We start from the raw sequence: 24,388 nt of genomic DNA on the forward strand, positions 1-24,388 counted from the left end.
TCTACGGTTTGGTCCGATGTGTCGCAGTATCCTCCGTTACCCCCGCTTCGTGGAGGACTAACGCGAGCGCTGCGCCACTGCCGCGACTACCGCACCGCCCCCGCCCGCTCCCGCGTCCGCGTGCCCTCCCCGTCCCCGGACGCCGTGTGCACCGGCAGGTGGTAGATGGCGAAGGCCCGGCCGATCACCGGCTGGGCGACGTTGCGCACCCGGATCCCCTCGCTGGTCATGCCGTGTTCGACACCCATGTGCGCGTGACCGTGCACGGCCAGGTCCGCGCCCGCCTCGTCCACCGCCTCGGCGAGCAGGTAGCTGCCCAGGAACGGGTAGATCTCCAGCGGCTCGCCCGCCAGCGTGTCCGGCACGGGGGAGTAGTGCGTCAGGGCGATCCGCACCGCGCAACCGGCCTCGTCCAGGGTCTCCAGCGACCCCCGCAGGCCGTCCGCGCAGCGCCGCGTGTAGCGGATGAACGACTTCATCTCCGGCTCGCCGAACTCACCGCCGCTGCGCCCGGCGAAACCGCCGCAGAACCCCTTGGTCCCGGCGACGCCGACCCGTACCCCGTCGATGGAGAGCACGGTGCCCTGGCCCTCCAGCACCGTCACACCGGCGGCGTCCAGCGCCGCCGTCACCTCCGTCTCCTGATCGCTCTGGTAGTCGTGGTTGCCCAGGACCGCCACGACGGGCACGCCGAGCCCGCGCACCTCCCCGGCGACCACCTCCGCCTCCTCGACGGTCCCGTGCCGCGTCAGGTCCCCCGCCAGCAGCAGGAGGTCCGCGCACTCGCTGAGCGTCTCGAAGGCGGGTCGCAGCGTTCCGCCACTGTCCGGCGCCAGATGGATGTCGCCGACGGCTGCTACTCGGATCACGACAGCTCCTCGGAGTGGTCGGGCGGGTTCGAGGAGGCCACCACCAGGTCCTCGCGCAGCGGGAGCCCGGCCAGTTCCTCCTGGGCGATCCGCAGGATCTCGGTGCGGCAGGCGGAGCTGGAGACGGTGCCGTACAACATCACACCCACCCCGCGCTGCTCGATGCGTACGCCGAGCTCGGCGATGTCCTCGCTGGCCAGCCGGTCCCGCAAGTGGGCGATGCGGTAGTCGGCGGTGTCGGCCGCGCTCATGACGGTCCCTCCCGTCGTTCGGTGACCGGTTCGATCACGTTCAGGCGCTCCAACAGGAACAGGAACGCCTCGGGCATCGCGGACCCCCGGCTCTCGCGCCGCAGCAGATCCCAGTCGATCTTCTCCCGCAGGGTCCGGGCGATCGGCAGGACGGCCCCGAAGTCGCAGTGGTGCTCGGAGAAGGCCGCCAGCAGGCTGCCCACGAGGTCCGTCGGCGCGAGCACCGGCATCCGCACCGAGTCGACCGGCAGGACGTCCGCGCGCTCCAGCAGGTCGGGCGTCACCGGGTGCCGGGCCAGCTCGAAGATCAGGTCGATGTTCTCGCCGTGGGCCGTCGCCTTGATCAGCCAGTCCTCCGGCGGCTTGCGCACCGGGATCCCGGCGCCCTCCAGCACCCGGGCCACCTCCTCCGCGTCCTCGCGCAGGATCGCGAAGTCGGTGTCGTGCTGCAGGTTGCCCGGCACGCCGTGGGCGTACGCCGCGACGCTGCCCGCCAGGGCGAACCGGAGCCCGGCGCCCTTGAGCAGCCCCGCCACCTGTTTGGTGGCCTCCAGGATGGCCTGCATCCTGTCCCGTGGCAGCCAGGCGTCCCCGGCCGCCCCTCCGCCGCCCATGGCGACGTCCAACGGCACGGCGGCGGGGTCGCCCTCCACCGCTCTGCCCCCGGCCAGCCGCAGCCCGGCCGGTTCCGCCGGCCCCTCGGGCCGGGTGGCGTCGTGCGAATGATGTGTCACGGTGCTCCGTCCTCCCCTCCTCGGCTGCAGGAGGGGGTCCGGGTACCCGCAATGCGCGAAACGACCCCCCATCCGAGGGGATCATTGAAAGGAAACACCCGGATGGTGCCGTCCTCGCCGTACGAGACGAGCGGCGACCGCCGGTGTCGAAGGCCACGCCACGGCGACCCTCAGCCCAGCTCCAGGGAGGTGACGCCGAAGATCCGCTCCCGCGCCACCGGACGCACCGGCCCGGTGTACATGCGGGCCGTCTCGAACGACGGCGCCAGCCCCCGCCCCCGCGCCAGCGCGACGGCGGCCGGGTTCGTCTCGGGCACGTCCACGGCGATCCGCGTCGCGCCGGAGGCGGCGGTGAGCGCGTCCAGCAGCGCCTCGGCGTCGGCCGCCGTGTCCGCGAACAGCGGCCCGATCCGGGCCTCTTCGTGTGCCGGTCGGATCACTCCGTACCCCCGCAGCCGCCCGTCGACGACCCGCGCGAGCGCCCGGTGCCCGGGCGCGGTGAGCCAGCGCTCCAGGAACCGCGGCCGCTCGGCCGGGTGGCAGGCGCTGTCGTACGCCGCGAGCGCGGCGGCATCGACCTCCGCCACGGGCACCACCCCCGGTGCGGTCCGGCCCGCAGCCCCGGTCGCGGTACCCGTCCATCGGGCCGTGCGGTAGGCCAGGCCGAAGCCCGAGCGCCGGTAGTTGTGCTGCTGGTCCGGTACCCCGTCCAGGCCGACCGTGCGGTCCCCGGCGTGCGCGAGCGCCGCCTTCCAGGTGGCCACGCCGTGGCCGCGCCCGCGCAGGTCCGGGCGGACCAGGTAGAAGCCGAGGAAGGCGTACCGGTCGTCGTACCGGACGACCGAGACGGCCGACACCGGGTCCGGGTCCCCGTCGAGCCGGCCCACGAAGAACCCGTCGGGGTCCTGCGCGAAGAAGCACGGCCCGTCGGACAGGCCGGGGTTCCACCCCTCCGCCACGGCCCACGCGTGCACGGTCGACCAGTCCGCCGGTGTCGCGCGCGACACCTGAAGCCCTGCCATGGGTTCTCCTCCGGGCCGTTGATCGCTTGCCCCCGTACGCTACCCACCATGTGCTGGAGCGCCACGGCCGATCTGGCGGCGGGCACGGTCGTCGCCGCGATCGGCGTGGCCTGTACGGCGCGGGCGCGCCGGGCCCGCGAACTGCCGCTCGCCGCGCTGCCGTTGCTCCTCGGCGCCCACCAGATCGTGGAGGCCGCCGTGTGGCGGGCGGGCGGCGGCAGCGGCCCGGCGACCCTCGCCTGGGCGGTGATCGCGCTGCCGCTGCTGCCGGTGTGGGTGCCGCTCGGCGTGCTGGCCGCCGCGCCGCCGGGCGGCCGGCGGCGCCTCGCGGCCCCGGCCGCCGCCGGAGCCGTGACGGCCGCCGCCCTGGCGTACTGCCTCGCGACCCGGCCCGTCACCGCCGAGATCCGCGGCCGCACCGTCGGGTACGTCCTCGACCTGCCGTACGCGCCGCTGCTGATCGCCGGCTACCTCGTGGCGACGGTCGGCGCGCTGCTGCTGGCGCGGGACGGGCTCCTGCGGCTGCTCGGCGCGGTCGTGGCGGCGGGCGCGGTGGTGTGCCTCCTGCTGTGGCGCCTGGAGTTCGTCTCCACCTGGTGCGCCTTCGCCGCCGTCGCGTCGGCGCTGCTGCTGGTCCGGGCTGTGCGGACCCACTCCCCGGACTCCGCCTAGGACTTCTCCTCGGGGCCGGGGGCCGCGGCCGGGTCCAGGATGCGGGTGAGGAAGTGGCGGGTGCGCTCGTGGCGCGGGTCGCCGACCACCTGCGCGGCCGGGCCCTCCTCGACGATCACGCCGCCGTCCATGAAGACCACCCGGTCGGCGACTTCCCGGGCGAAGCTCATCTCGTGCGTGACGACCATCATCGTCATGCCCTCCGCCGCCAGCATCCGCATGACCGACAGCACATCGCCCACCAGCTCCGGGTCGAGCGCCGACGTCGGCTCGTCGAAGAGCATCACCTCCGGGCCCATCGCCAGCGCCCGGGCGATCGCCACCCGCTGCTGCTGCCCGCCGGACAGCTGCGCCGGATAGGCGTCCGCCTTGTCGGCGAGGCCGACGCGCGCCAGGTTCTCGCGTGCGACCTTCGCCGCGTGCTCCTTGCCTCGCCCGAGCACCCGCCGCTGCGGCAGCGTGAGGTTCTCGGTCACCGTCACGTGCGGGAAGAGGTTGAACTGCTGGAACACCATGCCGATCCGGCGGCGTACGGCGTCGATGTCGACGTCGAGGTCCGTGACCTCGGTACCGCCCACGAACACCGTGCCCCTGGTCGGCTCCTCCAGCAGGTTCACGCAGCGCAGCAGCGTCGACTTGCCGGAGCCGGACGGCCCGATGACGCACACCACCTCACCGGCGGCCACGTCCAGGTCGATGCCGCGCAGCACCTCGTTGGCACCGAAGGACTTGTACAGGCCCCGGATCTCGATCTCGTTCTCTGGCATCGGCTCGTCCCCTCACTTCGCCCTGGCGGCACGGGCTTCGAGCCGCCGGGCCAGGAAACTCAGCGGAATCGTCACCAGCAGGTAGCACAGCCCGGCGACGAGGATGGGCGTGGAGTTCGCGGTCTGGCTGGCCAGGTCCCGCCCGAACTTGGTCAGCTCCCGCTCCTGCAGCGTCACCCCGAGGAACAGCACCAGTGAGGAGTCCTTGAACAGCAGCACCAGCTGGTTGGTCAGCGGGGGAATGATGATCCGGTACGCCTGCGGGAGGATCACCGACACCATGGCGCGGGCGTGCGAGAAGCCCAGCGAGCGTGCCGCCTCCATCTGGCCCTTCGGCACGGCCTGGATGCCCGCCCGGATCGTTTCCGCCATGTACGCCGCGGCCACCAGCCCGAGGCCGAGGGCGACGTTGCCGTACGTACCGCCGGGGATCTCCGTACCGGGGAACGCCAGCGGTACGGCGACCCCCACGAAGATGAAGATCAGCAGGGCGGGCAGGCCCCGGAAGGTCTCGATGTAGACGCCCGCGGCCCACCGGTACGGCGCCACCGACGACAGCCGCATCAGGGCGATGAGCAGGCCCAGGACGAGACCGAAGACGAACCCGGAGACGGTGTACACCACCGTGTTGCGCAGCGCGGTGGTGATGATGTCGGGGAAGAGCCGGGTGGCCAGGTCCGCCTGCGCGAACTGGTTCTGCAGGCGGTCCCAGTCCGCCAGGACGCCGAGCAGGACGAGGGCGGCGACGAAGACCGCGTACTGCACCCCCTGCGAGATCCGCCGCCGCTGGCGCCGCGTCAGCCGTGAGGTCACGACACGCCCTTGGGCATCGGGCCGATCCACTCCTCGTACACCTTCTTGTACGTGCCGTCGGCCTTGGCGTCGGTGATCGCCTTGTCGATCGCGGCGCGGAGCTTGTCGTTGCCCTTCTTCACCGAGAAGCCGTACTGCTCACCGGTTTCGATGTTCTGCCCGAGCGCGAACGCGTCTGCGGTGGCCTTCTCCTTCAGCCAGCCCTGCACGACCGGGTAGTCGATGACGACCGCGTCGACCTGCCCGGTGCGCAGCCCGTTGAGGACGGCGTCGGAGCTCTCGAACGCCACCGGGTCGAAGCCCTGGCTCGTGGCGTAGCTCTCGCCGGTGGTCTCCGCCTGCGCGCCCAGCTTCAGCTTCTTCGCCTTGACGTCCGCGAGGGTGGTGGCGCCGCTCTTCTTGCTCGCCAGGAGGGCCTGGGTGGCGTCGAAGTAGGGGACGGAGAAGTCGACGTTCTTCTTGCGCTCGTCGGTGATCGTCATGCCGGCGGCGGCGAGGTCGCACTTGCCGGAGTTGAGGAACGCGCCCGTCTTGAAGTTCTCGAACGGCGTGTCGAGGATCTTCTGTTCGACCTTGAGGTTCTTCGCCACGAGGTCGACCAGCGCCACGTCGAAGCCGACGATCTCGCCGTTCCGCTCGAACTGGAAGGGCGGGTACGGCAGATGGGTGCAGACGGTGAGCTTGCCCTTCTCGACGACGGGCACTCCGCCCGCGGCCTCACCGGGTCCCTCGTCGCCGTTGCCGCACCCGGCGACCAGCACCAGGCCGGCCACGGTGGCACAGGCGGTGAGGGCGGTACGGGGACGAGGGGCGCGCTTGCCGACGGTTGTCCTGAGCACGGTTGACCTCCATGACCGGGGAGCGGCGGACGGTACCGGGTGAGGCGACCGCCGACCATGATCGTATGCCACCCCGGCCGGGACGTCGCGGCGTTTGCGTACGCCTGTGCGGACGCCGGTCCGGTCGTTGGCGCGGACGCCGGTCCGGTCGCGGGTACGGCCGCCGGTGGGGACGGCAGCCCGGGGCCCGGGGCCCAGGGGGTCACGGGCGGCCTGTCCCGGGACCTCCGGGCCGGGACAGGGGCCGCATGGGGGCCGGCGCCTCATGCCGCCGGGACGCCGGGCGGCGGAGCTTGAAGGGGCGACATTCCGAACCCCACGTGATGAGTGAGCCCCCCATGATGCGCACCACTTCCGCAGCGTCCATCGACCGCGCCATGCTCGCCGGCAACGTCCACTACCCCGTCCTCGTACGGAGCGGTGACACCGGCCGCGACGAGCTCACCCGGCGCGCCGCCGGACTCGCACCGGACGCGTTCTGGCTCGTCTCGCGTGCGGGTCTGCCCGAGGCGCACACCGCCTGGGCGGAGCGCCTGCTCGGCCCGGTCGCCCCCGTGCGGCGGCTGACGGCGCCGGACACCCCCGATACCCCCGGCAGCCCCGACGCGTTCTGGGCCGTGCGCCCCGCGCCCGGCTCCGTGGTCGTCGCGCTCGGCGGCACCGGCGTCCTCGACGCCGCGGCCCGCCTGGCCGTCCGCGCCGCCGACACCGCCCGGGGCGACCCCACCGGGCGCGGACCGCGGCTGATCCTCCTGCCCACCACCCCCCGGGCCATGACCGACACCGCCTTCACCCTGGAGCGCCCCGGCGCCCCGGGCACGGCGCCCGCGCTGGTCTGGGCCCAGCTGGACCTGCTGAGCAGCCTGCCGCCGAGCGCGCTGCGCCCGGGCCTGGCCGCCCTCGTCAGGAACGTCCTGGCGGTCAGCCCGGCGTTCTACGACTCGGTCGGCGCCCTGCTCAGGCCGGACCTGACCGGCTACGACGCGCTGCCGCTGGCACGCGCCGTCGCCCTGAGCGCCGAGATCCGCGCCACGCTCATGTACTACGACCCGCGCGAACAGGGCCCGGCCACGGCGTTCCGCTACGGCCACACCGTCGCCGACGCCCTGCTGTCCCTGCGGACCGGGCTCGCCCACGGTGACGCCCTCGCCCTGGGCATGCTCGTCGCCGCCCGGATCGCCGTCCTCGCCGGGCTGCTCAGCCCGGCCGCCGAGCGGGCCCACCACGAGCTGATGGACCGCTGGGGAGCCCCCCGCGAGCTGCCCGCCCCGCTCACCGCCGCCGACGTGGCGACCGCGCTGCGACGCGGCCCCACGGCGGGCCCCGTGCCCGCCCCGTACTCCGGACCGGCCCGCATGGTGCTGCTCGACGCGCTCGGACAGCCCCACGTGGCGCGCGGCCGGCTGCTCACCGAGGTCGACGACGACCTGGTGACCCAGGCGCTCGGCGTGATCGCGCCGACCGCCACCCCCACCCCCACCACCACCCCTCGCGCACGCGAACTGACCTTCCACTGACACCGAGGAGAACCCCGTGCCCCTCCCGCGCACCCACACCCACACCCACGGCCTGTTCACCACCGACGGCCCCGCCCCCGGCTGGACCGTCGCCACCGCCAAGCCGGTCACCTACCGCGTGCGCTTCGCGCCGGACGTGTTCGCGCCGGACAACCCGGCGCTCGCGGCCGCCGGAGCCGCCGACGGCGCGCCGGCCCCCTCCCGGCGGCTGCTGGTCGTCGAGGAACGCGTCGACATGCTCTACGGCGACGCGATCCGCGCCTACTGCGACGCCCGGGGCCACGACGCGTACGAGATCCACGTCCTGCCGGCCCACGAGCGGCTGAAGACCATGGAGTCGGTGTACTCCGTGGTGGAGGCCATGGACCGGTTCGGCGTGGACCGCCGCCGGGAGCCGGTCGTCGCCATCGGCGGTGGCGTGCTGCTCGACATCGTCGGCCTCGCCTGCAGCCTGTACCGCCGCTCCACGCCGTACGTCCGCGTGCCCACCACCCTCATCGGCCTGGTGGACGCCGGCGTCGGCGCCAAGACCGGCGTCAACTTCAACACCGGCAAGAACCGGCTCGGCACCTACCACCCGGCCACCGAGACCCTGCTGGACCCGGCGCTCCTCGCCACCCTCGACCGGCGCCACGTCGGCAACGGCATGGCCGAGATCCTCAAGATCGCGCTCATCAAGGACGCCGAGCTGTTCGAACTCCTCGACCGCCACGGGGCGAGCCTGGTCGCCGAGCGCTTCCAGGGCGCCGGCCCGCTGCGGGCGGCCGGGGACGAGGTCCTCGCCCGGGCGGTCCACGGCATGCTCGAAGAACTCCACGACAACCTCTGGGAGCACCGGCTGGAGCGCGTCGTCGACTACGGGCACTCCTTCAGCCCCACGATCGAGATGCGCGCCCTGCCCGCGCTGCTGCACGGCGAGGCCGTCAACCTCGACATGGCGCTGACCACCGTCATCGCCTGGCGCCGCGGCCTGGTCACCGCCGTCCAGCGGGACCGCGTCCTCGGCGTGATGCGCGCCCTCGGCCTCCCGGTGCACCACCCCCTGATGGAGCCCGGCGTGCTCAAGGACGCGCTCGCCGACACCGTCCGCCACCGCGACGGCAAACAGCGCCTGCCGCTGCCCGTCGGCATCGGCGGCTCCGTCTTCGTCAACAACCTCACCGCCCGGGAACTGGACCGCGCCGCCGACGACCTGGCCGCGGTGGCGGGCGACCTCAAGGAGGTGGGCTCCCATGCGTGAAGCCGTCGTCATCGCCGACGTCCACGCCCCCGCCGACGTCCACGGCGTCCACGACGCCGACGGGCACTCCCGCTGGTCCTGCCTGGCCCGCCGCACCGGGCTGCACGGCGGCTGGGAGGCCGTCGAGTGGGCCTGGCTGCCGCCGGGCGGCGTCAGCGGCGAGCACCTGCACTCCCGCACCGAGGAGCTGTACTTCCTGCTCTCCGGGCGCGGCGAGATCAGCCTCGACGGCCGGCCCCACCCGGTCAGGGCGGGCGACACCGTCCTGACCGGGCTCGGCACCCGCCACGCCCTGCGCAACACCGGACGCCGGCCCCTGGCCTGGCTCGTCGTCGAAGTCCCCGCTCCCACCACCGTCCCCGTCCCCACCACCGTCCCCGTCCCCACCACCGTCCCCGTCCCCGTCCCCACCCCCGTACACGCACAGAAGGAGCACCCCATGCGCGAGACCCCCCGCAGCGCCGTCGTCCGCGACCTGCGCGGCCACGGCCCCCTGGACGCGTCCACCGTCCTCACCGGGCCCCTGCGCACCGTGCGGCTGAACCGGCTGCCGGCCGGCGGCAGCGCCGCGCTCGACGCCCACGGCGAGGAGCACACCGTGTTCATCACCGGCGGCACCGGAACCGCCCGTACCACCGGCCGGCACGTGTCGGTGGCCCGGGGCACCGCGCTGACGCTGCCGCTCGGCACCTCCGCCTGGCTGACGGCGGACGCCGACGGCCTGGAGTACTTCCACGCCGTGCTCGCGGTGGAGGGAGCGGGGGAGGAGAAGCCGTGATCATCCACTCCGGCCACCGGGCCACCCTCCTCCTCGGCCCCGGCACCGAACGCACCACCATCCGCTGCCTCGCCCGGCGCGGCATGCTGCACAGCGAGTGCGAGGCGTTCGACCACGTCCACCTCGACCCCGGCACCCACCTGGACCTCGCCGGCCGGGACGGCACCGAAGCCGCCTGGTACGTCCTGGCCGGCTCGGTCCTCGCCGACGACCGGCTCCCGCTCGGCGAGCGCGCCCTCGTCCTGTCCCGCCACGGGGAGGGCGTACGCCTCACCGCCGGCCCGTACGGCGCCGACCTGCTGTGCCTGACCCTCACCCCGCCGGCCGTCACCCGCACCCTGCCGCCCCGCACCCCCAGCACCACACGTGAGGAGACCTCCGCATGACACCCCCCGCCCTCGCCGTGCCCGGCGCCACCGCCGTCCACCACATCGCCTACACCGTGCCCGACCTCGACGAGGCGGTCGGCTTCTTCACCGGCGTCCTCGGCGCCGAACTCGCCTACCGCACCGGCCCGATAGCCGACCCCGACGGCTCCTGGATGTCACGGCAGCTCGGCGTCCACCCCGACGCCGTCGCGCACATCGCCATGCTGCGCCTCGGGCCGGTCACCAACGTCGAGCTGTTCCAGTACGAAGCGCCCGGCCAGCGCCGCGCGTATCCCCACAACAGCGACTGGGGCGGGCACCACCTCGCCCTGTGGACCGACGACCTCGACGCGTCGCTGCGCCACCTCACGTCCCACGTCGGCGTCGAGGTGCTCGGCGAGCCGCAGACCGTCGGCGAGGGACCCATCGCGGGCACGCGCTTCGTCTATCTGCGCACGCCCTTCGGCCTGCACCTGGAGCTCGTCCACGCGCCCGGCCGCCCGCCCTTCCACGACACGACCGCAGTCCGTCTCTTCCAGCCGGAAGGAACCCTGTCATGACCGACCCGACCGACCTCTTCGGCCCCGGCACCCCGCCGGTCGTACGCCGCGAACAGGACGTCTACGAGGCCGATGTGGCGATCATCGGCTCGGGCGCCGGCGGCTCCACCACGGCCTGGGCGCTGGCCTCCACCGGCGCCCGCGTCCTGGTCGTCGAGCGCGGCGGCTTCCTGCCGCGCGAGGACGCCAACTGGTCACCCGAGGCCGTCTTCGAGGAAGGCCGCTACCACAACGCCGACACCTGGCGCACCGCCGACGGGCGGTCCTTCTCCCCGGCCGTCCGCTACTACGTCGGCGGGACGACCAAGGTCTACGGCGCCGCCCTGCCCCGCCTGCGCGAGAGCGACTTCACGGCCACCGAGCACCTGGACGGCACCTCGCCCGCCTGGCCGTTCGGCTACGCCGACCTGGAGCCGTACTACGCCGAGGCCGAGCGCCTCTACCGGGTGCACGGCCAGGACGGCGCCGACCCGACCGGGCCGCCGCGCTCGGAGCCGTACCCCTACCCGGCCGTCGCGCACGAACCGTTCATCGGCGAGCTGGCGGACAGGCTGCGGGAGCAGGGCCTCAACCCGTACCCCGTCGAACTCGGCGTGGACCTGCGGCCGGACGGCGCCTGCCTGCGCTGCGGCACCTGCGACGCCTTCCCCTGCCGCGTGGAGGCCAAGAGCGACGCCGAAATCCGCGCGCTGCGCCCCGCCCTTCGGACCGGGTCGGTGCGGCTGCTCACCCACACGCGGGCGCTGCGGCTGCACACCCATCCCTCGGGCCGCGTGGTGACGGCCGTGGACGCGGAGCGCGGCGGCCGTACGGTACGCATCCGGGCCGGGACGGTCGTGGTCTCCTGCGGAGCGGTGAACTCCGCGGCGCTGCTGCTGCGTTCCGGGGGAGCGGCGCACCCGCGCGGGCTGGCCAACGGCAGCGGGCTCGTCGGACGCAACCTGATGATGCACAACAACAGCATGCTCGTGGCCGTCGACCCGCGCCGCCGCAACCCGGTGACGTTCCAGAAGACCCTCGCCGTCCACGACTTCTACCTGCCGGGACCGCACACCGAGCACCCGCTCGGCGCGATCCAGCTCATGGGCAAGGTGCACACGGCGGCGCTCGCCGCCGCCCACCCGCGCCTGCCGCGCCGGCTCCTCGGCGCGCTGGCGTCCCGCAGCGTCGACTGGTGGCTGATGTCGGAGGACCTGCCCGACCCGGCCAACCGCGTCCTGCCCGCCCCCGACGGCGGCGTGACCGTTCGCTGGGAGCCCACCAACACCCGCGCCCACCGGCGCCTGGTGCGCGGCGCCGCCCGCATGATGCGCCGCGCCGGCCACCCGCTGGTCTTCAGCCGCTCGATGGGCGTGGAGGCCGGACACCACTGCGGCACCACGGTCGCCGGGACCGACGCGGCGCGCTCGGTCCTCGACCCGTACTGCCGCAGCCACGAGGTGCGCAACCTCTTCGTCGTCGACGGCGGCTTCTTCCCGTCCTCCGCCGCCGTCAACCCCACCCTGACCATCGCCGCCCAGGCCCTGCGCACCGCCCGCGAGGGCGGCGTCCTGCCCTGAGCGGTGGAACCCCTTCGCAAGGAGACCCCCCATGCCCCTCGCCACCGCCGCCGTGGTCCGCGCCCGCGGCCATGCCTTCGCCTTCGAGGAGGTGCGCGTCGACGCGCCACGCCCCGACGAGGTCCTCGTGCGCGTCCGCGCCGCCGGCATCTGCCACACCGACCTGAGCGTCCGCGCCGGTCACACGCCCTTCCCCGTCCCGGCCGTCCTCGGGCACGAGGGCACCGGCACTGTCGAGGCCGTGGGCTCCGCCGTCACCGCGGTCGCGCCCGGCGACACCGTCGTCATGAGCTTCGCCTCCTGCGGTACGTGCCCGGCCTGCCGTACGGGCCGCCCCGTACGGTGCGAGCACTGGCCCACGCTGAACCTCTTCGGCGGCAGCCGTCTGGACGGCAGCGCGACCGTGCGCGGGACCGGCGCGCACGCGGGCGCCGCGCTCCACGGGCACTTCTTCGGCCAGTCGTCGTTCGCCACGCTCGCCGTGACGGGCGCCCGCAACGTGGTGCCCGTCCCCGCCGACCTGCCCCCGGAGGTGCTCGCACCCCTCGGCTGCGGCGTCCAGACCGGGGCGGGCGCGGTGCTCAACGTGCTGCGCCCGGAGGCGGGCCAGAGCCTCGCCGTCTTCGGTACCGGCTCGGTGGGCCTGGCGGCGGTGATGGCCGCCCGCCTCACGGCCGCCACCCGTGTGATCGCCGTGGACCCCGACCCGCGGCGGCTCGCCCTGGCCCGCCGCCTCGGCGCCACCGACACCGTCGACCCCCGGGACACCGACGTCGTCGAGGCCGTACGGGACCTGACCGGCGGGCGCGGCGCCGACCGGGCGCTGGAGACCAGCGGCCTGCCGAAGGTGCTGCGGCAGGCGGTGGACGGCCTCGCCGTGGGCGGGGTGTGCGGAGTCGTCGGGGCGCCGCCCGCCGGGACCGAGGCGGCCTTCGACGTACCGTCCCTGCTGGATCGGGGGCCGCGGATCGTCGGGGTGAACCAGGGCGACGTGGTCCCGAGCGTCTTCATCCCTGCCCTGGCCGAGCTGCACCGCGCGGGGCGGCTCCCGGTGGACGCGATCGTGGAGACGTACCCCTTCGACGCGATCGAGGCGGCGGCGGGGGCGGCGCTCGACGGCCGGGTGGTCAAGCCGGTCCTGCTCATGCCGTGACGCCGGACGTCGGGCGATGCCCGGAAAATATGCCGGTGTCACAAAGATCACTTAGGGTCGAGATGTGAGTGAAGCTGGCGAACACCGTGAAACCGCGGACCGGCACGTCCTGCGGACCCTCATCGTCGAAGACCACCCGCTCTTCCGCAGCGGCCTGAAGACCGCCCTGGAGAGCCTCGGCGAGGTGGCCGTCGTCGGGGAGGCGGAGACCGTCGCCGAGGTGCCCGACGCCGTGGAGAGGTGCCGGCCCGAGGTCGTCATCATGGACCTCGGGCTGCCGGACGGCTCCGGCATCCAGGCGATCCGCACCCTCGCCGAGCTCCATCCCGGCCTGCCCGTGCTCACGCTCACCATGTCGGACGACGAGGGCGACCTGCTGGCCGCCCTCCAGGCAGGGGCGCGTGGGTACGTGGTCAAGGGCGCCGGCGCCGAGGAGGTCCTGCACGCGGTCCGGACCGTCGCGGCGGGCGGCGCCGTGTTCGGCGCGGGCGTCGCCGCACGCCTGACCGGCCTCGTCTCCGGGAGCAGGCGGCGCGACGCGGAGCAGCTGTTCCCCGCCCTGACGGCCCGCGAGTGCGAGGTGCTGGACCTGATCGCGCGCGGGTTCGACAACCGGCGCATCGCCCGGGAGCTGGTCCTCTCCGAGAAGACCGTGCGCAACCACATCACGCACATCTTCGAGAAGCTCCACGTGGCCACCCGCGCCGAGGCCGTCGCCCGCGCCCGCGACGCGGGCCTCGGCGAAGACGCCTGATCCCCGGTCGCCCCCACCCACCGGCCCACTCACCAGCCGACCCACCGGCCGGTCCCGCCGCGACACGGGACCGCGACGGGACCCGCGCCTCATGCGGCCGGGACGCCGGGCGGCCGACCCTGGAAGGCCACCCGGCGATGGCGAGGAGCACACGATGCCCCGACCAGGACCACGGACGACCAGAGCACCGGCGCCCGGCGCACCCGCGGCCGACGGCGCACCGACGACCCCCGGGGCGCGACCCGCGCGAACGCCCGTGACCAGGAAGCCCCCCGGCGCGGGCCCGCCGCTGCTCCCGGCGTACGGAGTCTGCGTGGCCACGGCGCTGTCGGGGATCCTGTGGGTCGTCCTGACCATCAGCCACCTCGGCCACCCGGCCTTTGTGGCGACCGAGCTCCACTACACGGCCATCGGCCTGCTCCTGGGCCTCGGGCTGGCCCTGTCCGGCATGTCGTTCATCGCCCGCGGCTCCGGCAGCGTCTTCGGCTGGCTGCTGCTGTGCGCCGGCGCCGCGGCCGCGGTGGGCGCGACCCTGTCGACCGCGGCCGCCATCGGACTGGCCGGTCCCGCGGCCGGCCCGGCCGCCGTCGCGGCGGCCGTCGTCGACTACACGCTGTTCGGCGTGGTCATCTACACCCTGCCCCTCTGGCTCCCGGACGGCCGCACCCCGCGAGGCTGGTGGCGGATGTACGTGATCGCCCTGGCCGTGTGGAGCCTGGCACAGCAGCTCTTCGAATGGGCGGGGGAGGACTCCTGGTACGAGGTGCGCAACCCGCTCGCCACCGGAGTGTGGGGGCGGGTGCGCGACTGGGCGGCCCCCTTCATGGAGCCCGCCCGCCACTGGGTTCCGCCGATCGTCGTCGGCTTGTGCCTGGTCATCCTGGTGGTGCGGATGGCGCGCTCGGCGGAGTACCGCCGCAGCACCTTCGTCGTCGTGCCGTACGCCGCCTGGGTCACCGTCCTGTACCTGCACAACTACGCCGATATTCCCGAAGGCGTCCGGATCGCCCTGCAGTACCCGGCGGCCGTGGTGTGGCCCCTGGCCCTCGGCTACCTGCACGCCCGCCGGCGCACGTGGGTGCTGGACCGGGCCGCGCGCCGCGTCCTGACGGCCATGCTGCTGACCCTCGTCCTGTTCGTGGCGTACGGCATCGGCGGCCTGCTGCTGTGGACCCTCGCGCCCGGCACCGCGGACCCGGCGCGTCTGCTGCCCGCGTGCGCCGTCGCCCTGGTCGTCGGCGTCCTGCTCCGGCCCACGGCCCGGTGGGCCTCCCGCGTGGTCGACCACTACTACTACGGCGAACGCGCCCACCCCTACCAGGTGGTCCGCGACCTCGCCGACCGCCTGAGCCGGGCACCCGACCCGGGGGAGGCGCCCCGGCTGCTGTGCGGCATGGCCGTGCACACGCTGGGCCTGCCCGCGGCGGCCGTCACCGTGCACACCCAGTACGGGCCCCGGGAACTGGCCAGGTCCGGCGAGCCGGACGGCGGCGGCGAGCGCGCCACGGAGAGCTTCCCGCTCCTGTACCGGGGCGGGGAGATCGGACGGCTCGCGGTGGAGCCGCGCACCGGCGAGCTGGCGCTCGACCCGCAGGACCGGGAGGCCGTCCAGGTGCTCGCCGAACACGCCGCCCCCGCCCTCGCCTCCCTGCGGCTCCACCAGGACCTCCAGAGCAGCCGGGAACGCATCGTCCTCGCCCGCGAGGAGGAGCGCCGCCGCCTGCGGCACGACCTTCACGACGGGCTCGGCCCCGCCCTGTCCGGACTGCGCCTCCAGGTCGACGCCGTCCGCCGGAGCGCCGCGCCGGAGGCCGCGCAGCCCCTGAACGCCGTCTCCGACGGCATCGGACACGCCATCGAGGAGCTGCGCCGCATCACCGACGGCCTCGCACCGGCCGCCCTGGACGGCGCCGACCTGTCCCGCGCGCTGCGGCAGCTCGCCGAGCAGCTCAGCACCCGGACGCTGTCCATCTCGGTGACCGTCGACCCCGATCCGCTGCCCAGGCTCTCCGCCGCCCTCGAAGTGGCCGTGTACCGCATCACCGCGGAAGCGCTCCACAACGCCGTACGCCACTCCCGCGCCGACCACGCGCACGCCACGGTGACCGTCGCCGACGGCACGGTGGCCGTCAGCGTCGCCGACAACGGCGACGGCTTCTCCGCCCACCCGCGCGGCCCCGGGGTGGGGCTGCGCTCCATGGCGGAGCGGTCCGAGGAGCTCGGCGGCCGCTTCACGCTCAGCAGCACCGCGGACGGCACGGTCGTCCACGCGGCACTCCCGGCCCGGCCTGGGACCACGATGGGACACCAGTCCCATGCGCCCGGGGCGGGGAGCGAACCAGACTCGTGAGCGTCGGACCACACACCACGAGCGATACGAGGAGTTCCCCATGGCCCGCACCCGAGCCCGCACCGTGGCCGCGGCAGTGGCCGCCGCCACCGCGGCAGCCACGGCCGTCCACAGCTGGGTGAAGCACCAGCAGGACCAGCCGCGTCAGCGGTACTGGCAGCGCTTCGGCGCCAGAGGCTCGAACAAGACCTGCTGGCCGAAGTGCTGACCCCGAGCACCGATCACACGGGCCCGGCATCGCCGGGCCCGTTCCCACGCACGTCGGTGACTTCTCTCCCCGGGCCGTACCCCACGGCCGCCCACGCCTGTAGATTCACGCCGCAGAAGTGGTGTTGGCGTGGAGGTAACGGCTGTGTTGATGGTGGGCAAGATCCTGCGGTTCGACGAGGTCCGCGGTTACGGGTTCATCGTCCCCAGGGAAGGGGGCGAAGACGTGTTCATGCACGCGAACGACCTGGTGGACGACAAGTACCTGTACCGAGCGGGGCGCGAGGTGGAGTTCTACCTGGAGATGGGCGACAAGGGACCCAAGGCGTCGGAGATCCGCCTCGTCGACCAGCCCGCGCGCCGCCCCGCGGTGCCCGCGCCCGCGCCCGCCCCGGGAGACGACCCGGACGACGACACGCTGGACGTGCTCACCACGGCGGAGTTCCAGGCCGAGCTGACCGAGGCGCTCATCGACGCGGACGGCACCCTGACCGCCGCCCAGCTCAAGCGCGTCCGCGCCAGCGTCACCGACCTGGCGCGCTCCTACGGCTGGCTCGACGCCTGACCCCCGCCCCCGCCCCGCGCAGGTCGTTCAGCGTTCCTCGTCCGGGTAACCCCACTCGATGACGCCCTTCGCCGCCGGGGCGGCCTCGGTCACGGCGAACGCGAACGAGCTCTCGAACTCCGGCTGCCAGCGGCCGAAGCGGGTGATGCTGAGCGGGAACCGCGTCTCGCCCGACACGAAGTGGACACCGTCGTCGCAGGCCGTGCCGTAGCTGATCTGGTCCTCGATGCCCTCGTCGCGCAGCAGCTCGCCGATCGATGCGGCGACCGCCTCGGCCTGTGCCGCGTCCGTGAGCTGAGAGACGGTGAAGTGCAGATTGATGTTGACCGACATGCCCGCAGGCTACCCCCCCGCCGTCGACGGGGCAGGCCCCGCCAACGGGCGACGGCAGGAGGCCGGGGGCGGTCTCGTGGAACGACCGGTCAGTCCCGGTCCGGTGGCGGCGCGGGGGCGCGCAGCGCCGAGGCCAGACGCAGCAGACGGGTCTCGTTCCCCCGCAGGCCCGCGCGGGCGAGGGCCTCGTCCGCCTCCGCCAGCGACGACGCCAGGTACACCCCGGCCATCGGCGCGAGCTCCGGGTCGCCGAGCACCGCCTGCGCCGCCTCCACGAGTCGTAGGTACGCCTGGGCCGCCGCGCGCTCGCGCATGCCGAAGGTGGTCGTGGTCATCTCTCGCTCCTCGTCGACCGGTTGGGAGTTCCACTCTCCCGCACGGCACTGACAATCAGCGTGCGCGGACGTACCGCTCCAGCCGCTCCAGGAACACCCGCTGCGCCGACACCAGCCGGGGCGACGCCTCCTCGGGCGTGCACCACGCGACGCGGTCCACCTCCGGGAACTCCCGTGTCACGCCCGAGCCGCGCGGCCACTCCATGGTGAACGTGCCGGGCACCACCGCCTCCGGGTCGAGGTCGCCCTCCACCGCCCACACCGTGACCACCTTGCCGCCCGCCTGCCGCACCTCGCCCAGCGGCACCGCGTCCCCGTCCGGCACCGGCAGCCCCAGCTCCTCCACGAACTCCCGGCGCGCCGCCGCCTCGGGCGACTCGTCCGCCGCGTACTCGCCCTTCGGCACCGACCAGGCCCCGGCATCGCGCGAGGCCCACAGCGGCCCGCCCATATGGGCGATGAGCACCTCCAGGCGCCCGCCGGAGGTGCGGAACAGCAGCAGACCCGCGCTTCGCTTCACCGTCATACCGAAACGCTACCGTCGGTCCTACAGCGTGAACGGAGGACCGATGCCAGCAGAGCCCAGCTCACCCGACCAGCCGGACTTCCCCGCGTACGAGGCCGCCCGCGCCGCCTCCGTCCCCGGGCTCGACGAGCGCGTCACCCACTGCCGCGCCTGCCCCCGCCTGGTCGCCTGGCGCGAGCAGATCGCCCGCGAGGGCCGCCGCGCCTACGCGGGCTGGGACTACTGGGCCCGCCCCGTCCCCGGCTTCGGACCCGACGACGCCGCGCTGCTCGTCGTCGGCCTCGCCCCCGCCGCCCACGGCGGCAACCGCACCGGCCGCATGTTCACCGGCGACCGCTCCGGTGACGTCCTCTACGCCGCGCTGCACGGCCTCGGACTCGCCAGCCAGGCCGAGGCGACCCACCGCGACGACGGGTTGCGCCTGTACGGGGTGCGCGTCACCGCCCCCGTCCACTGCGCCCCGCCCGCCAACAAGCCGACACCCGGCGAGCGCGACACCTGCCGCCCCTGGCTCGCCGGCGAACTGCGGCTGCTGCGCCCCACCGTCCGCGCGCTCGTCGTCCTCGGCGCCTTCGGCTGGCAGGCGGTCCTGCCCGCGCTTGCCGCCGCCGGCTGGGTGGTGCCCCGCCCCCGCCCGGCCTTCGCGCACGGCGCGCACCTCACCCTGCCCGCCGGCGGAGGCGGACCGGACCTGGAACTCTTCGGCTGCTACCACGTCAGCCAGCGCAACACCTTCACCGGCCGCCTCACGACCGACATGCTGACCGACGTCCTCAGCCGCGCCGCCCACGCCGCGGGACTGCGACCGTGACCCGGACCGGTCCGCCGTCCGGATCGACCCGGCCCGTCCAGCCGCCCGCCAGCATCACCGAGCGCGACGGCGCGGCCGGGCACCACACCCGCTGCCGGTGCAGCACCGCACCATCCTGATGGACCGTCACCACCGGGAGCACCAGGCGCTCGCGCGTACGCAGCAGAAGACCGCCGGCCACCGGCCCGTCGATCCGGTTCGGCACCACCCAGCGCAGCGGCGCGTCCACCACGACGGGAACCGGCCGACCCGGCCAGGGAGCACGCCCGGCCAGGTGGGCCAGGACCGCCCCCGCCACCGCCCGGCCCTCCGCGGCCGCCCTCCCGGCGCCCTCCACGGCGTGCAGCAGGTCGCCCACCGCGAACACGCCGGCCTCCGACGTACGGAACGCGCCGTCCACCGCGGGGCCCCGTGTGCCCGGGTCGAGCACGAGGCCGCCGTACCGCGCGAGTTCGTGCTCCGGGATCCAATCGCCGGCGAAGACCACGGTGTCGCACGCCAGGGTCGCCGTCCGCCCGTCGCGGTGGCGCAGCCGCACGCCCGACAGGCGCCCACGGCCGAGCAGTTCGGTCACCGTCGTCTCGCCGAGCACCGGGACGCACCCGTTCCCCGGACCGAAGGCCGCCGGCATGCCCCGCGGCTCCTCCGTGACCAGTGCGGCGACCGCCACACCCGCCCGCCGCAGGGCCCGTACCACGTGACGGGTCACCGGCTCCTCGGCCCCGACGACCAGCGCGCGCCGGCCCGCACCGCACCCGGACACCGTCCGCAGCACCTCACCCGCCGTCAGCACCCCGGCCGGCCGGGTCCCCGGCACCAGACGCGCGGCGCGCGGCCGTTCCCGGGCGCCGGTCGCGAGCACCACCGCCCGCGCGGTGATCCGCTCCAAGCCGCCCGGACCCGTCGTGTCGAGGGTGCGCGGGCCCGCCCACCCGGTGGCGGTGACGCCCGTGCGCAGCACCGCGCCCCCCGGCCGGCCCCGCAGGTCGGCACGAGCCCCGCGCTCCAGCACCTCGACCGTGCCCGCGCCCGCGGCGGCCAGCCGGGCGGCCGCGGCGCGCCCCGCCGGTCCCGCCCCGACCACGAGCACGTCGACCGTGCGCGTACGACGGGTCATGGCCGGGCCTCCTCGAACAGCGCGCGCACCGCCGCCCCGCAGACGGAGCCCTGGCACCGCCCGGCCCGCGCCCGCGTCCGGCGCCGCAGCCCGTCCAGCGAGGCGGGCGGGATCACAGCGGCCAGCGCGTCGCGGATCTCGCCGCGCGTCACGCGCTCGCAGGGGCAGACGATCGTCCCGTACGCCGGGTCCGCCGCGATCAGTTGGGCGTCGAGGTACGGCCGGGGGAACGCCTCGCCCACGTTCGGCATCCGCACCTTCGGCAGCTCGCGCGCGGCCCCGGTCTCCAGCCCCGCCTGCCTCAGCAGCTCCACCACATGCGCGCCGATCGCCAGGGACGCGGTCAGCCCGGTCGAGCGGATACCGCCGACCGTCACGTACCGCTGCTCGGCGTGGCACGCGATCCGATAGTCGTCCTCCTCGGTGGCGGCGCGCAGCCCCGCGTAGACCGCCGTGACCTCCTCGTCCAGCAGCTCCGGCAGGATCCGGCGGCCGTGCTCGCGCAGGGACGCCAGCCCCTCGGCCGTCGTGCCCGTCGCGCCCTTGTCCTCCAGGTCCTCGGCGGTCGGCCCGAGCAGTACCTTGCCGTGCACGGTGGGGGAGACCAGCACGCCCTTGCCGAGCGCGGTGGGCACCGGCAGCAGGATGTGCTGGACCAGCCCGCGTGCGAACGCGTCGAAGACGATGAGCTGCCCGCGCCGCGGCCGTACGGTGAAGTCGCGGTGCCCCAGGTGCCGGTCCAGCTCGTCGGCGTACAGCCCGGCGGCGTTGACCAGGTGGCGGCCCCGCAGCACGCCCCGCCCGGTCACCACCTCGTGCCACACGTGGCCCGCGCGGGCCGGGCGGACCGCCTCCACCCTGCACCCCAGATGCAGATCGACCCCGGCGCGTACGGCCTGGGTGGCGTACGCCAGCGTCGTCGTCCACGGGCAGATGACGCTCTCGTCCGGCACGTGGAGCGCGCCGAGCGCGCCGGGGCCCAGACGCGGCTCGCGGGCGTACAGCTCGGCGGCGTCGACGATCCGCGCCCGGTGGTAGCCGTTCCGCTCCGCCTTCGCCGCGAGCGCGGGCAGCGCGGCGCGCTGCTCCTCGTCCCAGGCGACGAGCAGCGCGCCCAGCCGCTCCACCGGGATGCCGGTCTCGGCGGCGTACGCGGCGAGCCGCCGGTGCCCGTCCCGGACGAGCCGCGCCTCCAGCGACCCCGGTACGGCGTCGAAACCGGTGTGCAGGATGGCGGTGTTCGCCTTCGACGTGCCCTCACCGACATCGTCGGCGGCCTCCACGACCGCCGTACGCAGCGGAAAGCGGGCCAGCTCGCGGGCGACCGCGCAGCCCACCACCCCCGCGCCGACGACGATCACGTCGTACGGCTCCGACGGCACCGGCCCACCCCGGGTCACGCTCCCGGTGCCGGTCACCGGGGGCCGTCCACGAGCGCCGCCACCGCAGCCCGGAAGGCGCCCATCCGCTCGGCGGCCTCACTCGCCGGGATGCGCGGCTCGTAGACGGCGGACGGCTTCCACTCCGGCAGCGCCCGCTCCACGGAGAGCGAGGGGTCGAGGCCCAGCCGCGCCAGCACGGCGGCGCCGAGCGCGGTGGCGTCGGGCAACGCCGAGACCTCGACGGGGCGTTGCAGCAGGTCCGCCTGCGTCTGCATGAGCAGAGCCGACCGGGTCAGCCCACCGTCGACCCGCAGCACGTCCAGCGGCGCCCCCAGCTCGGCGCCCGTCGCGGCCGCCAGCTCCACCACCTGCGCCGCGATGCCCTCGCAGAGCGCCCGCACCAGGTGTCCGGCCGTCGTGTCCAGACCGAGTCCCGTCACCGACCCGCGCGCGTCGTCCCGCCACCACGGCGCCGCGAGCCCCGCGAGCGCCGGTACGAAGGTGACGCCGCCCGCGTCCGGCACGGAGGAGCCCACCGGGTCGAGGTCGGCCGCGCCGCCGATGACCCCGAGGTCGGTGAGCCAGCGCACCGCCGAGGCCGCCGCGTACACCTGCCCGTCCAGGCAGTAGGAGGTCCGCCCGCGCAGCCGCCACGCCACGCAGCTGACCAGGCCCGAGCCGCCGCGCCGGGGCCGGTCGCCGGTCTGCGCGAGCAGGAACGCCCCGGTGCCGTACGTGCACTTCGCCGCGCCGGGGGCCGTCGCGCCCTGGGCGAGGAGCGCCGCCTGCTGGTCGACGAGCAGGCCGGTCACCGGCACCTCCGCGCCGCCGGAACCGCCGCCGGAACGGCCGCCTGGACGGCCGCCGGAACCACCGAAGAGCGATGTGGTGCCCACCGGCCCCGCCGCGTCCACGATGGCGGGCAGCCGCTCGTCGGCCAGCCCGTAGACCTCCAGCGCGTACGGCGACCAGTCGACGGTGTCCAGGTCGAGGAGCTGGGTGCGGCCGGCCGTGGCCGCGTCGGTGACGAACGCGCCACCGCCCGTGAGCCGGTGCGTCAGCCAGGCGTCGCTGGTGGTCACCACGCCCTCGCGCGTGAGCCGGCGGCGTATCCAGGCCATCTTCGGCGCGGCGAAGTACGGGTCGAGCGGCAGCCCGGTCGCCGCGCGCAGCGCGTCGCCGTGCGGCGCGAGCTCCGCACAGACGTCCCGCGCCCGCTTGTCGTGCCAGACGATCGCGTCGGTGAGCGGCTCGCCCGTCCTCGGGTCCCAGGCCAGGACGGTCTCGCCCTGGTTGGCAAGACCCACCGCCGCGACCGGCTCGCCGGCGTCGGCCAGCGCCGCGCGCCCGGCGGTGACGACCGAGGCGAGCAGCTCGTGCGGATCGACCTCGGCCCGTCCGCCCGGCAGCCGCCGGGGCCGCACCGGGGCCGTGCCGGAGCCGATCACGCCCCGCTCGGGGCAGACCACCAGCGCCTTGGTGCCCGACGTGCCCTGGTCGACGGCGAGTACGGGGCCCGTCATCGCCCCTCCTCTCCGGTCGTCACGTGCGCCCTCGCGGGGCCGGTAACAGACATCGGGCTCCTCCGACTTCTGGCTGACTGCTCGGTGACTTCTCGCCAAGTTCCTTGTGTGGCCGAATGGTTACGACCTTTGTCAAAAGTGGATCGCAATCGTCCAGCACACTCTATAGTGATCGCCGATCAACGCCGCGTAATCGGCCGCCAGTTCGCCCGTCCGTTCCGTGTTCCATCTGCCACCCCCCGCTCAGAGGATCCATGACCAGCACAGCCCCACCGGCCGCTCGTCCGGCCTGTCCGCCCTCGGGGACGAGGTGATGCCCGGCCACGACTTCCGGCCGGTGTACCACCCCGCGGGACACGACACCGCCTTGCGCGCGGTGGTACAGGACCTCCGGACCGGGCGCTGGCTCTCCATGGCCCAGCTCCTCGCCGACACCACCGACTGGTCGCTGTGGACCCAGCGCACCCAGGTGCTCGCGGCCGTCGCCGCAGGCTCCGACGTCGTACAGGCCTGGCGGGCGGAGGACCCGTACAGCGTCGCCGCCACCGTGATGCACGCCCGGGTCGCGGCCGAGCGCGCCGTACGCGCCCACCGCGAGCGGCACCCGCGCACCCAGGAACTCTGGCAGCTCGCCTGGCAGGCCTGCCACACCGCCGCCCGGGTCTCCCCGGCGGACCCCGTGCCCTGGGTGTGCCTGCTGGCGCTCGCCGTCCTGGACGAGGGCCAGCGCATGGAGGAGCACCGCCTGCGCCCGCCCGGCCCGATGCTGCCGCCCGGCCCGTGGGGCCTGCTCGCGGAGGCCGACAAGCGGGACCCGCACAACCGCGAGGCGTACCACCGGATGCTCCAGTTCCTCTACGCCCGGCGCCCCGAGCCCACGTCCGGGTCGCTGTCCGAGGCCGTGAACTTCGTCCAGTGGGCGGCCGGTTCCGCCCCGCCCGGCTCGGCCCTGCACGTCCTGCCGCTGTACGTACGGGTCGAGCGCTACCGCCGCGAGCGCGGCCAGGAGAAGGCGCTCGACCTGCACTGGGTCGCCGAGGACGCCACCCGCGACGCGCTGCGCGCCCTGCTCGCCTGGTTCGACCACGCCGTGCCCGCCACCGCGTCGCTGCTCGACCTCAACCACCTGGCGCACGCCCTGTGGGGGGCGCTCCGGTTCACCGAGGCCGCCCCCGTCTTCGAGGCGCTCGGTCCGTACTACACGCCGCAGCCGTGGGCGTACCGCACGGACGACCCGGGTGACCGGGCGCTCGCCGAGGAGGTGTTCCGGCGCGCCCGCACCCGCTGCCTCGGCGCGGCCCGCGACGGCTGAAGCGGCTCCCGGAACCGCCTCCCGGAACCGC

At 74.8% G+C, this 24,388-nt stretch carries 27 protein-coding genes; 14 read left to right on the forward strand and 13 right to left on the reverse strand.

Annotated elements, in window-relative coordinates; all coding sequences use genetic code 11:
* Nucleotides 1–86: 86 nt before the first annotated feature.
* The 4 genes from ACZ42X_RS29645 to ACZ42X_RS29660 all read right to left on the reverse strand — a co-directional run bounded on the left by ACZ42X_RS29645 (nt 87) and on the right by ACZ42X_RS29660 (nt 2,876).
* Nucleotides 87–869 carry a metallophosphoesterase family protein gene (locus ACZ42X_RS29645; protein ID WP_468296368.1) on the reverse strand — a complete coding sequence of 261 codons (783 nt, stop codon included), beginning with the start codon at nt 867–869 and terminating at the stop codon, nt 87–89.
* The gene (locus tag ACZ42X_RS29650; protein ID WP_468296371.1) at nt 866–1,120 is read right to left on the reverse strand and encodes a hypothetical protein; all 255 of its coding nucleotides are present in this window, start codon (nt 1,118–1,120) and stop codon (nt 866–868) included. Before ACZ42X_RS29650 ends, ACZ42X_RS29645 begins: the two co-directional genes overlap by 4 nt.
* Entirely contained in the window at nt 1,117–1,854 is a 738-nt protein-coding gene (locus ACZ42X_RS29655; RefSeq protein WP_468296373.1) for a nucleotidyltransferase family protein, read from the reverse strand. Before ACZ42X_RS29655 ends, ACZ42X_RS29650 begins: the two co-directional genes overlap by 4 nt.
* A 170-nt stretch (nt 1,855–2,024) precedes the next feature.
* The gene (locus ACZ42X_RS29660; RefSeq protein WP_468296376.1) at nt 2,025–2,876 is read right to left on the reverse strand and encodes a GNAT family N-acetyltransferase; all 852 of its coding nucleotides are present in this window, start codon (nt 2,874–2,876) and stop codon (nt 2,025–2,027) included.
* A gap of 48 nt (nt 2,877–2,924) precedes the next feature.
* Here ACZ42X_RS29660 and ACZ42X_RS29665 point away from each other — a divergent pair, with 48 nt between their 5' ends.
* Nucleotides 2,925–3,548 carry a DUF6629 family protein gene (locus ACZ42X_RS29665; protein WP_468296379.1) on the forward strand — a complete coding sequence of 208 codons (624 nt, stop codon included), beginning with the start codon at nt 2,925–2,927 and terminating at the stop codon, nt 3,546–3,548.
* Here ACZ42X_RS29665 and ACZ42X_RS29670 read toward each other — a convergent pair.
* Genes ACZ42X_RS29670 through ACZ42X_RS29680 form a run of 3 tightly spaced genes read right to left on the reverse strand, consistent with a single transcriptional unit; the run spans nt 3,545 to nt 5,967 of the window.
* Nucleotides 3,545–4,315: an amino acid ABC transporter ATP-binding protein gene (locus ACZ42X_RS29670; RefSeq protein ID WP_468296381.1), complete on the reverse strand. Its 771-nt coding sequence runs from the start codon at nt 4,313–4,315 to the stop codon at nt 3,545–3,547. The two genes, ACZ42X_RS29665 and ACZ42X_RS29670, sit on opposite strands and share 4 nt — an antisense overlap.
* 12 nt (nt 4,316–4,327) lie before the next feature.
* On the reverse strand, nt 4,328–5,128 hold the full coding sequence (locus tag ACZ42X_RS29675) for an amino acid ABC transporter permease (protein WP_468296384.1): 801 nt from the start codon (nt 5,126–5,128) through the stop codon (nt 4,328–4,330).
* The gene (locus ACZ42X_RS29680; RefSeq protein WP_468296386.1) at nt 5,125–5,967 is read right to left on the reverse strand and encodes an ABC transporter substrate-binding protein; all 843 of its coding nucleotides are present in this window, start codon (nt 5,965–5,967) and stop codon (nt 5,125–5,127) included. Before ACZ42X_RS29680 ends, ACZ42X_RS29675 begins: the two co-directional genes overlap by 4 nt.
* Before the next feature lie 338 nt (nt 5,968–6,305).
* Between ACZ42X_RS29680 and ACZ42X_RS29685 the strand changes: the two genes are divergently transcribed.
* From ACZ42X_RS29685 to ACZ42X_RS29735, 11 genes are all read left to right on the forward strand, one after another.
* The gene (locus ACZ42X_RS29685; protein ID WP_468296389.1) at nt 6,306–7,484 is read left to right on the forward strand and encodes a 3-dehydroquinate synthase family protein; all 1,179 of its coding nucleotides are present in this window, start codon (nt 6,306–6,308) and stop codon (nt 7,482–7,484) included.
* Between the two features lie 16 nt (nt 7,485–7,500).
* On the forward strand, nt 7,501–8,724 hold the full coding sequence (locus ACZ42X_RS29690; protein ID WP_468296392.1) for a sedoheptulose 7-phosphate cyclase: 1,224 nt from the start codon (nt 7,501–7,503) through the stop codon (nt 8,722–8,724).
* Entirely contained in the window at nt 8,717–9,502 is a 786-nt protein-coding gene (locus ACZ42X_RS29695) for a cupin domain-containing protein (RefSeq protein ID WP_468296395.1), read from the forward strand. Before ACZ42X_RS29690 ends, ACZ42X_RS29695 begins: the two co-directional genes overlap by 8 nt.
* Nucleotides 9,499–9,888 carry a hypothetical protein gene (locus ACZ42X_RS29700; RefSeq protein WP_468296398.1) on the forward strand — a complete coding sequence of 130 codons (390 nt, stop codon included), beginning with the start codon at nt 9,499–9,501 and terminating at the stop codon, nt 9,886–9,888. Before ACZ42X_RS29695 ends, ACZ42X_RS29700 begins: the two co-directional genes overlap by 4 nt.
* Nucleotides 9,885–10,430 (forward strand): VOC family protein, encoded by a 546-nt coding sequence (locus ACZ42X_RS29705; protein WP_468296401.1) that lies wholly within the window; start codon nt 9,885–9,887, stop codon nt 10,428–10,430. The genes ACZ42X_RS29700 and ACZ42X_RS29705 overlap by 4 nt, the downstream gene beginning before the upstream one ends.
* Entirely contained in the window at nt 10,427–11,989 is a 1,563-nt protein-coding gene (locus ACZ42X_RS29710; RefSeq protein WP_468296404.1) for an FAD-dependent oxidoreductase, read from the forward strand. The genes ACZ42X_RS29705 and ACZ42X_RS29710 overlap by 4 nt, the downstream gene beginning before the upstream one ends.
* 31 nt (nt 11,990–12,020) lie before the next feature.
* On the forward strand, nt 12,021–13,142 hold the full coding sequence (locus ACZ42X_RS29715) for an NAD(P)-dependent alcohol dehydrogenase (protein ID WP_468296406.1): 1,122 nt from the start codon (nt 12,021–12,023) through the stop codon (nt 13,140–13,142).
* Between the two features lie 64 nt (nt 13,143–13,206).
* Nucleotides 13,207–13,896: a response regulator transcription factor gene (locus ACZ42X_RS29720; protein WP_468296409.1), complete on the forward strand. Its 690-nt coding sequence runs from the start codon at nt 13,207–13,209 to the stop codon at nt 13,894–13,896.
* Between the two features lie 256 nt (nt 13,897–14,152).
* Nucleotides 14,153–16,246: a sensor histidine kinase gene (locus ACZ42X_RS29725; protein ID WP_468296412.1), complete on the forward strand. Its 2,094-nt coding sequence runs from the start codon at nt 14,153–14,155 to the stop codon at nt 16,244–16,246.
* Nucleotides 16,247–16,286: 40 nt separating this feature from the next.
* Nucleotides 16,287–16,454 carry a hypothetical protein gene (locus ACZ42X_RS29730; RefSeq protein ID WP_468296413.1) on the forward strand — a complete coding sequence of 56 codons (168 nt, stop codon included), beginning with the start codon at nt 16,287–16,289 and terminating at the stop codon, nt 16,452–16,454.
* Between the two features lie 144 nt (nt 16,455–16,598).
* Nucleotides 16,599–17,018, forward strand: coding sequence for a cold-shock protein (locus tag ACZ42X_RS29735; RefSeq protein WP_361423803.1), 420 nt, complete (start codon nt 16,599–16,601; stop codon nt 17,016–17,018).
* A gap of 27 nt (nt 17,019–17,045) precedes the next feature.
* Here ACZ42X_RS29735 and ACZ42X_RS29740 read toward each other — a convergent pair whose 3' ends face one another.
* The 3 genes from ACZ42X_RS29740 to ACZ42X_RS29750 form a co-directional block, all read right to left on the reverse strand.
* Nucleotides 17,046–17,351 (reverse strand): hypothetical protein, encoded by a 306-nt coding sequence (locus ACZ42X_RS29740; protein ID WP_468296416.1) that lies wholly within the window; start codon nt 17,349–17,351, stop codon nt 17,046–17,048.
* An 89-nt stretch (nt 17,352–17,440) separates the two neighbouring features.
* Nucleotides 17,441–17,686: a hypothetical protein gene (locus tag ACZ42X_RS29745; RefSeq protein WP_361423684.1), complete on the reverse strand. Its 246-nt coding sequence runs from the start codon at nt 17,684–17,686 to the stop codon at nt 17,441–17,443.
* A gap of 55 nt (nt 17,687–17,741) precedes the next feature.
* Entirely contained in the window at nt 17,742–18,212 is a 471-nt protein-coding gene (locus ACZ42X_RS29750; protein ID WP_468296419.1) for an NUDIX hydrolase, read from the reverse strand.
* A gap of 43 nt (nt 18,213–18,255) precedes the next feature.
* Between ACZ42X_RS29750 and ACZ42X_RS29755 the strand changes: the two genes are divergently transcribed.
* Nucleotides 18,256–19,023, forward strand: a complete 768-nt coding sequence (locus ACZ42X_RS29755; RefSeq protein WP_468296421.1) for a uracil-DNA glycosylase — start codon at nt 18,256–18,258, stop codon at nt 19,021–19,023.
* Here ACZ42X_RS29755 and ACZ42X_RS29760 read toward each other — a convergent pair.
* From ACZ42X_RS29760 to ACZ42X_RS29770, 3 genes are read right to left on the reverse strand one after another with little or no spacing between them, the layout of a single operon-like run.
* Nucleotides 18,986–20,140 (reverse strand): NAD(P)/FAD-dependent oxidoreductase, encoded by a 1,155-nt coding sequence (locus ACZ42X_RS29760; RefSeq protein ID WP_468296424.1) that lies wholly within the window; start codon nt 20,138–20,140, stop codon nt 18,986–18,988. The genes ACZ42X_RS29755 and ACZ42X_RS29760 overlap by 38 nt on opposite strands.
* Nucleotides 20,137–21,522, reverse strand: a complete 1,386-nt coding sequence (locus ACZ42X_RS29765) for an FAD-dependent oxidoreductase (RefSeq protein WP_468296427.1) — start codon at nt 21,520–21,522, stop codon at nt 20,137–20,139. Before ACZ42X_RS29765 ends, ACZ42X_RS29760 begins: the two co-directional genes overlap by 4 nt.
* Before the next feature lie 32 nt (nt 21,523–21,554).
* Complete coding sequence (locus ACZ42X_RS29770; RefSeq protein WP_468296430.1) at nt 21,555–23,045, reverse strand: FGGY family carbohydrate kinase; 1,491 nt, start codon at nt 23,043–23,045, stop codon at nt 21,555–21,557.
* Between the two features lie 313 nt (nt 23,046–23,358).
* Here ACZ42X_RS29770 and ACZ42X_RS29775 point away from each other — a divergent pair, with 313 nt between their 5' ends.
* Complete coding sequence (locus ACZ42X_RS29775; protein WP_361423806.1) at nt 23,359–24,357, forward strand: hypothetical protein; 999 nt, start codon at nt 23,359–23,361, stop codon at nt 24,355–24,357.
* The last annotated feature ends 31 nt before the right edge of the window (nt 24,358–24,388 follow it).

This window comes from Streptomyces sp. NPDC030862 (assembly GCF_055571835.1).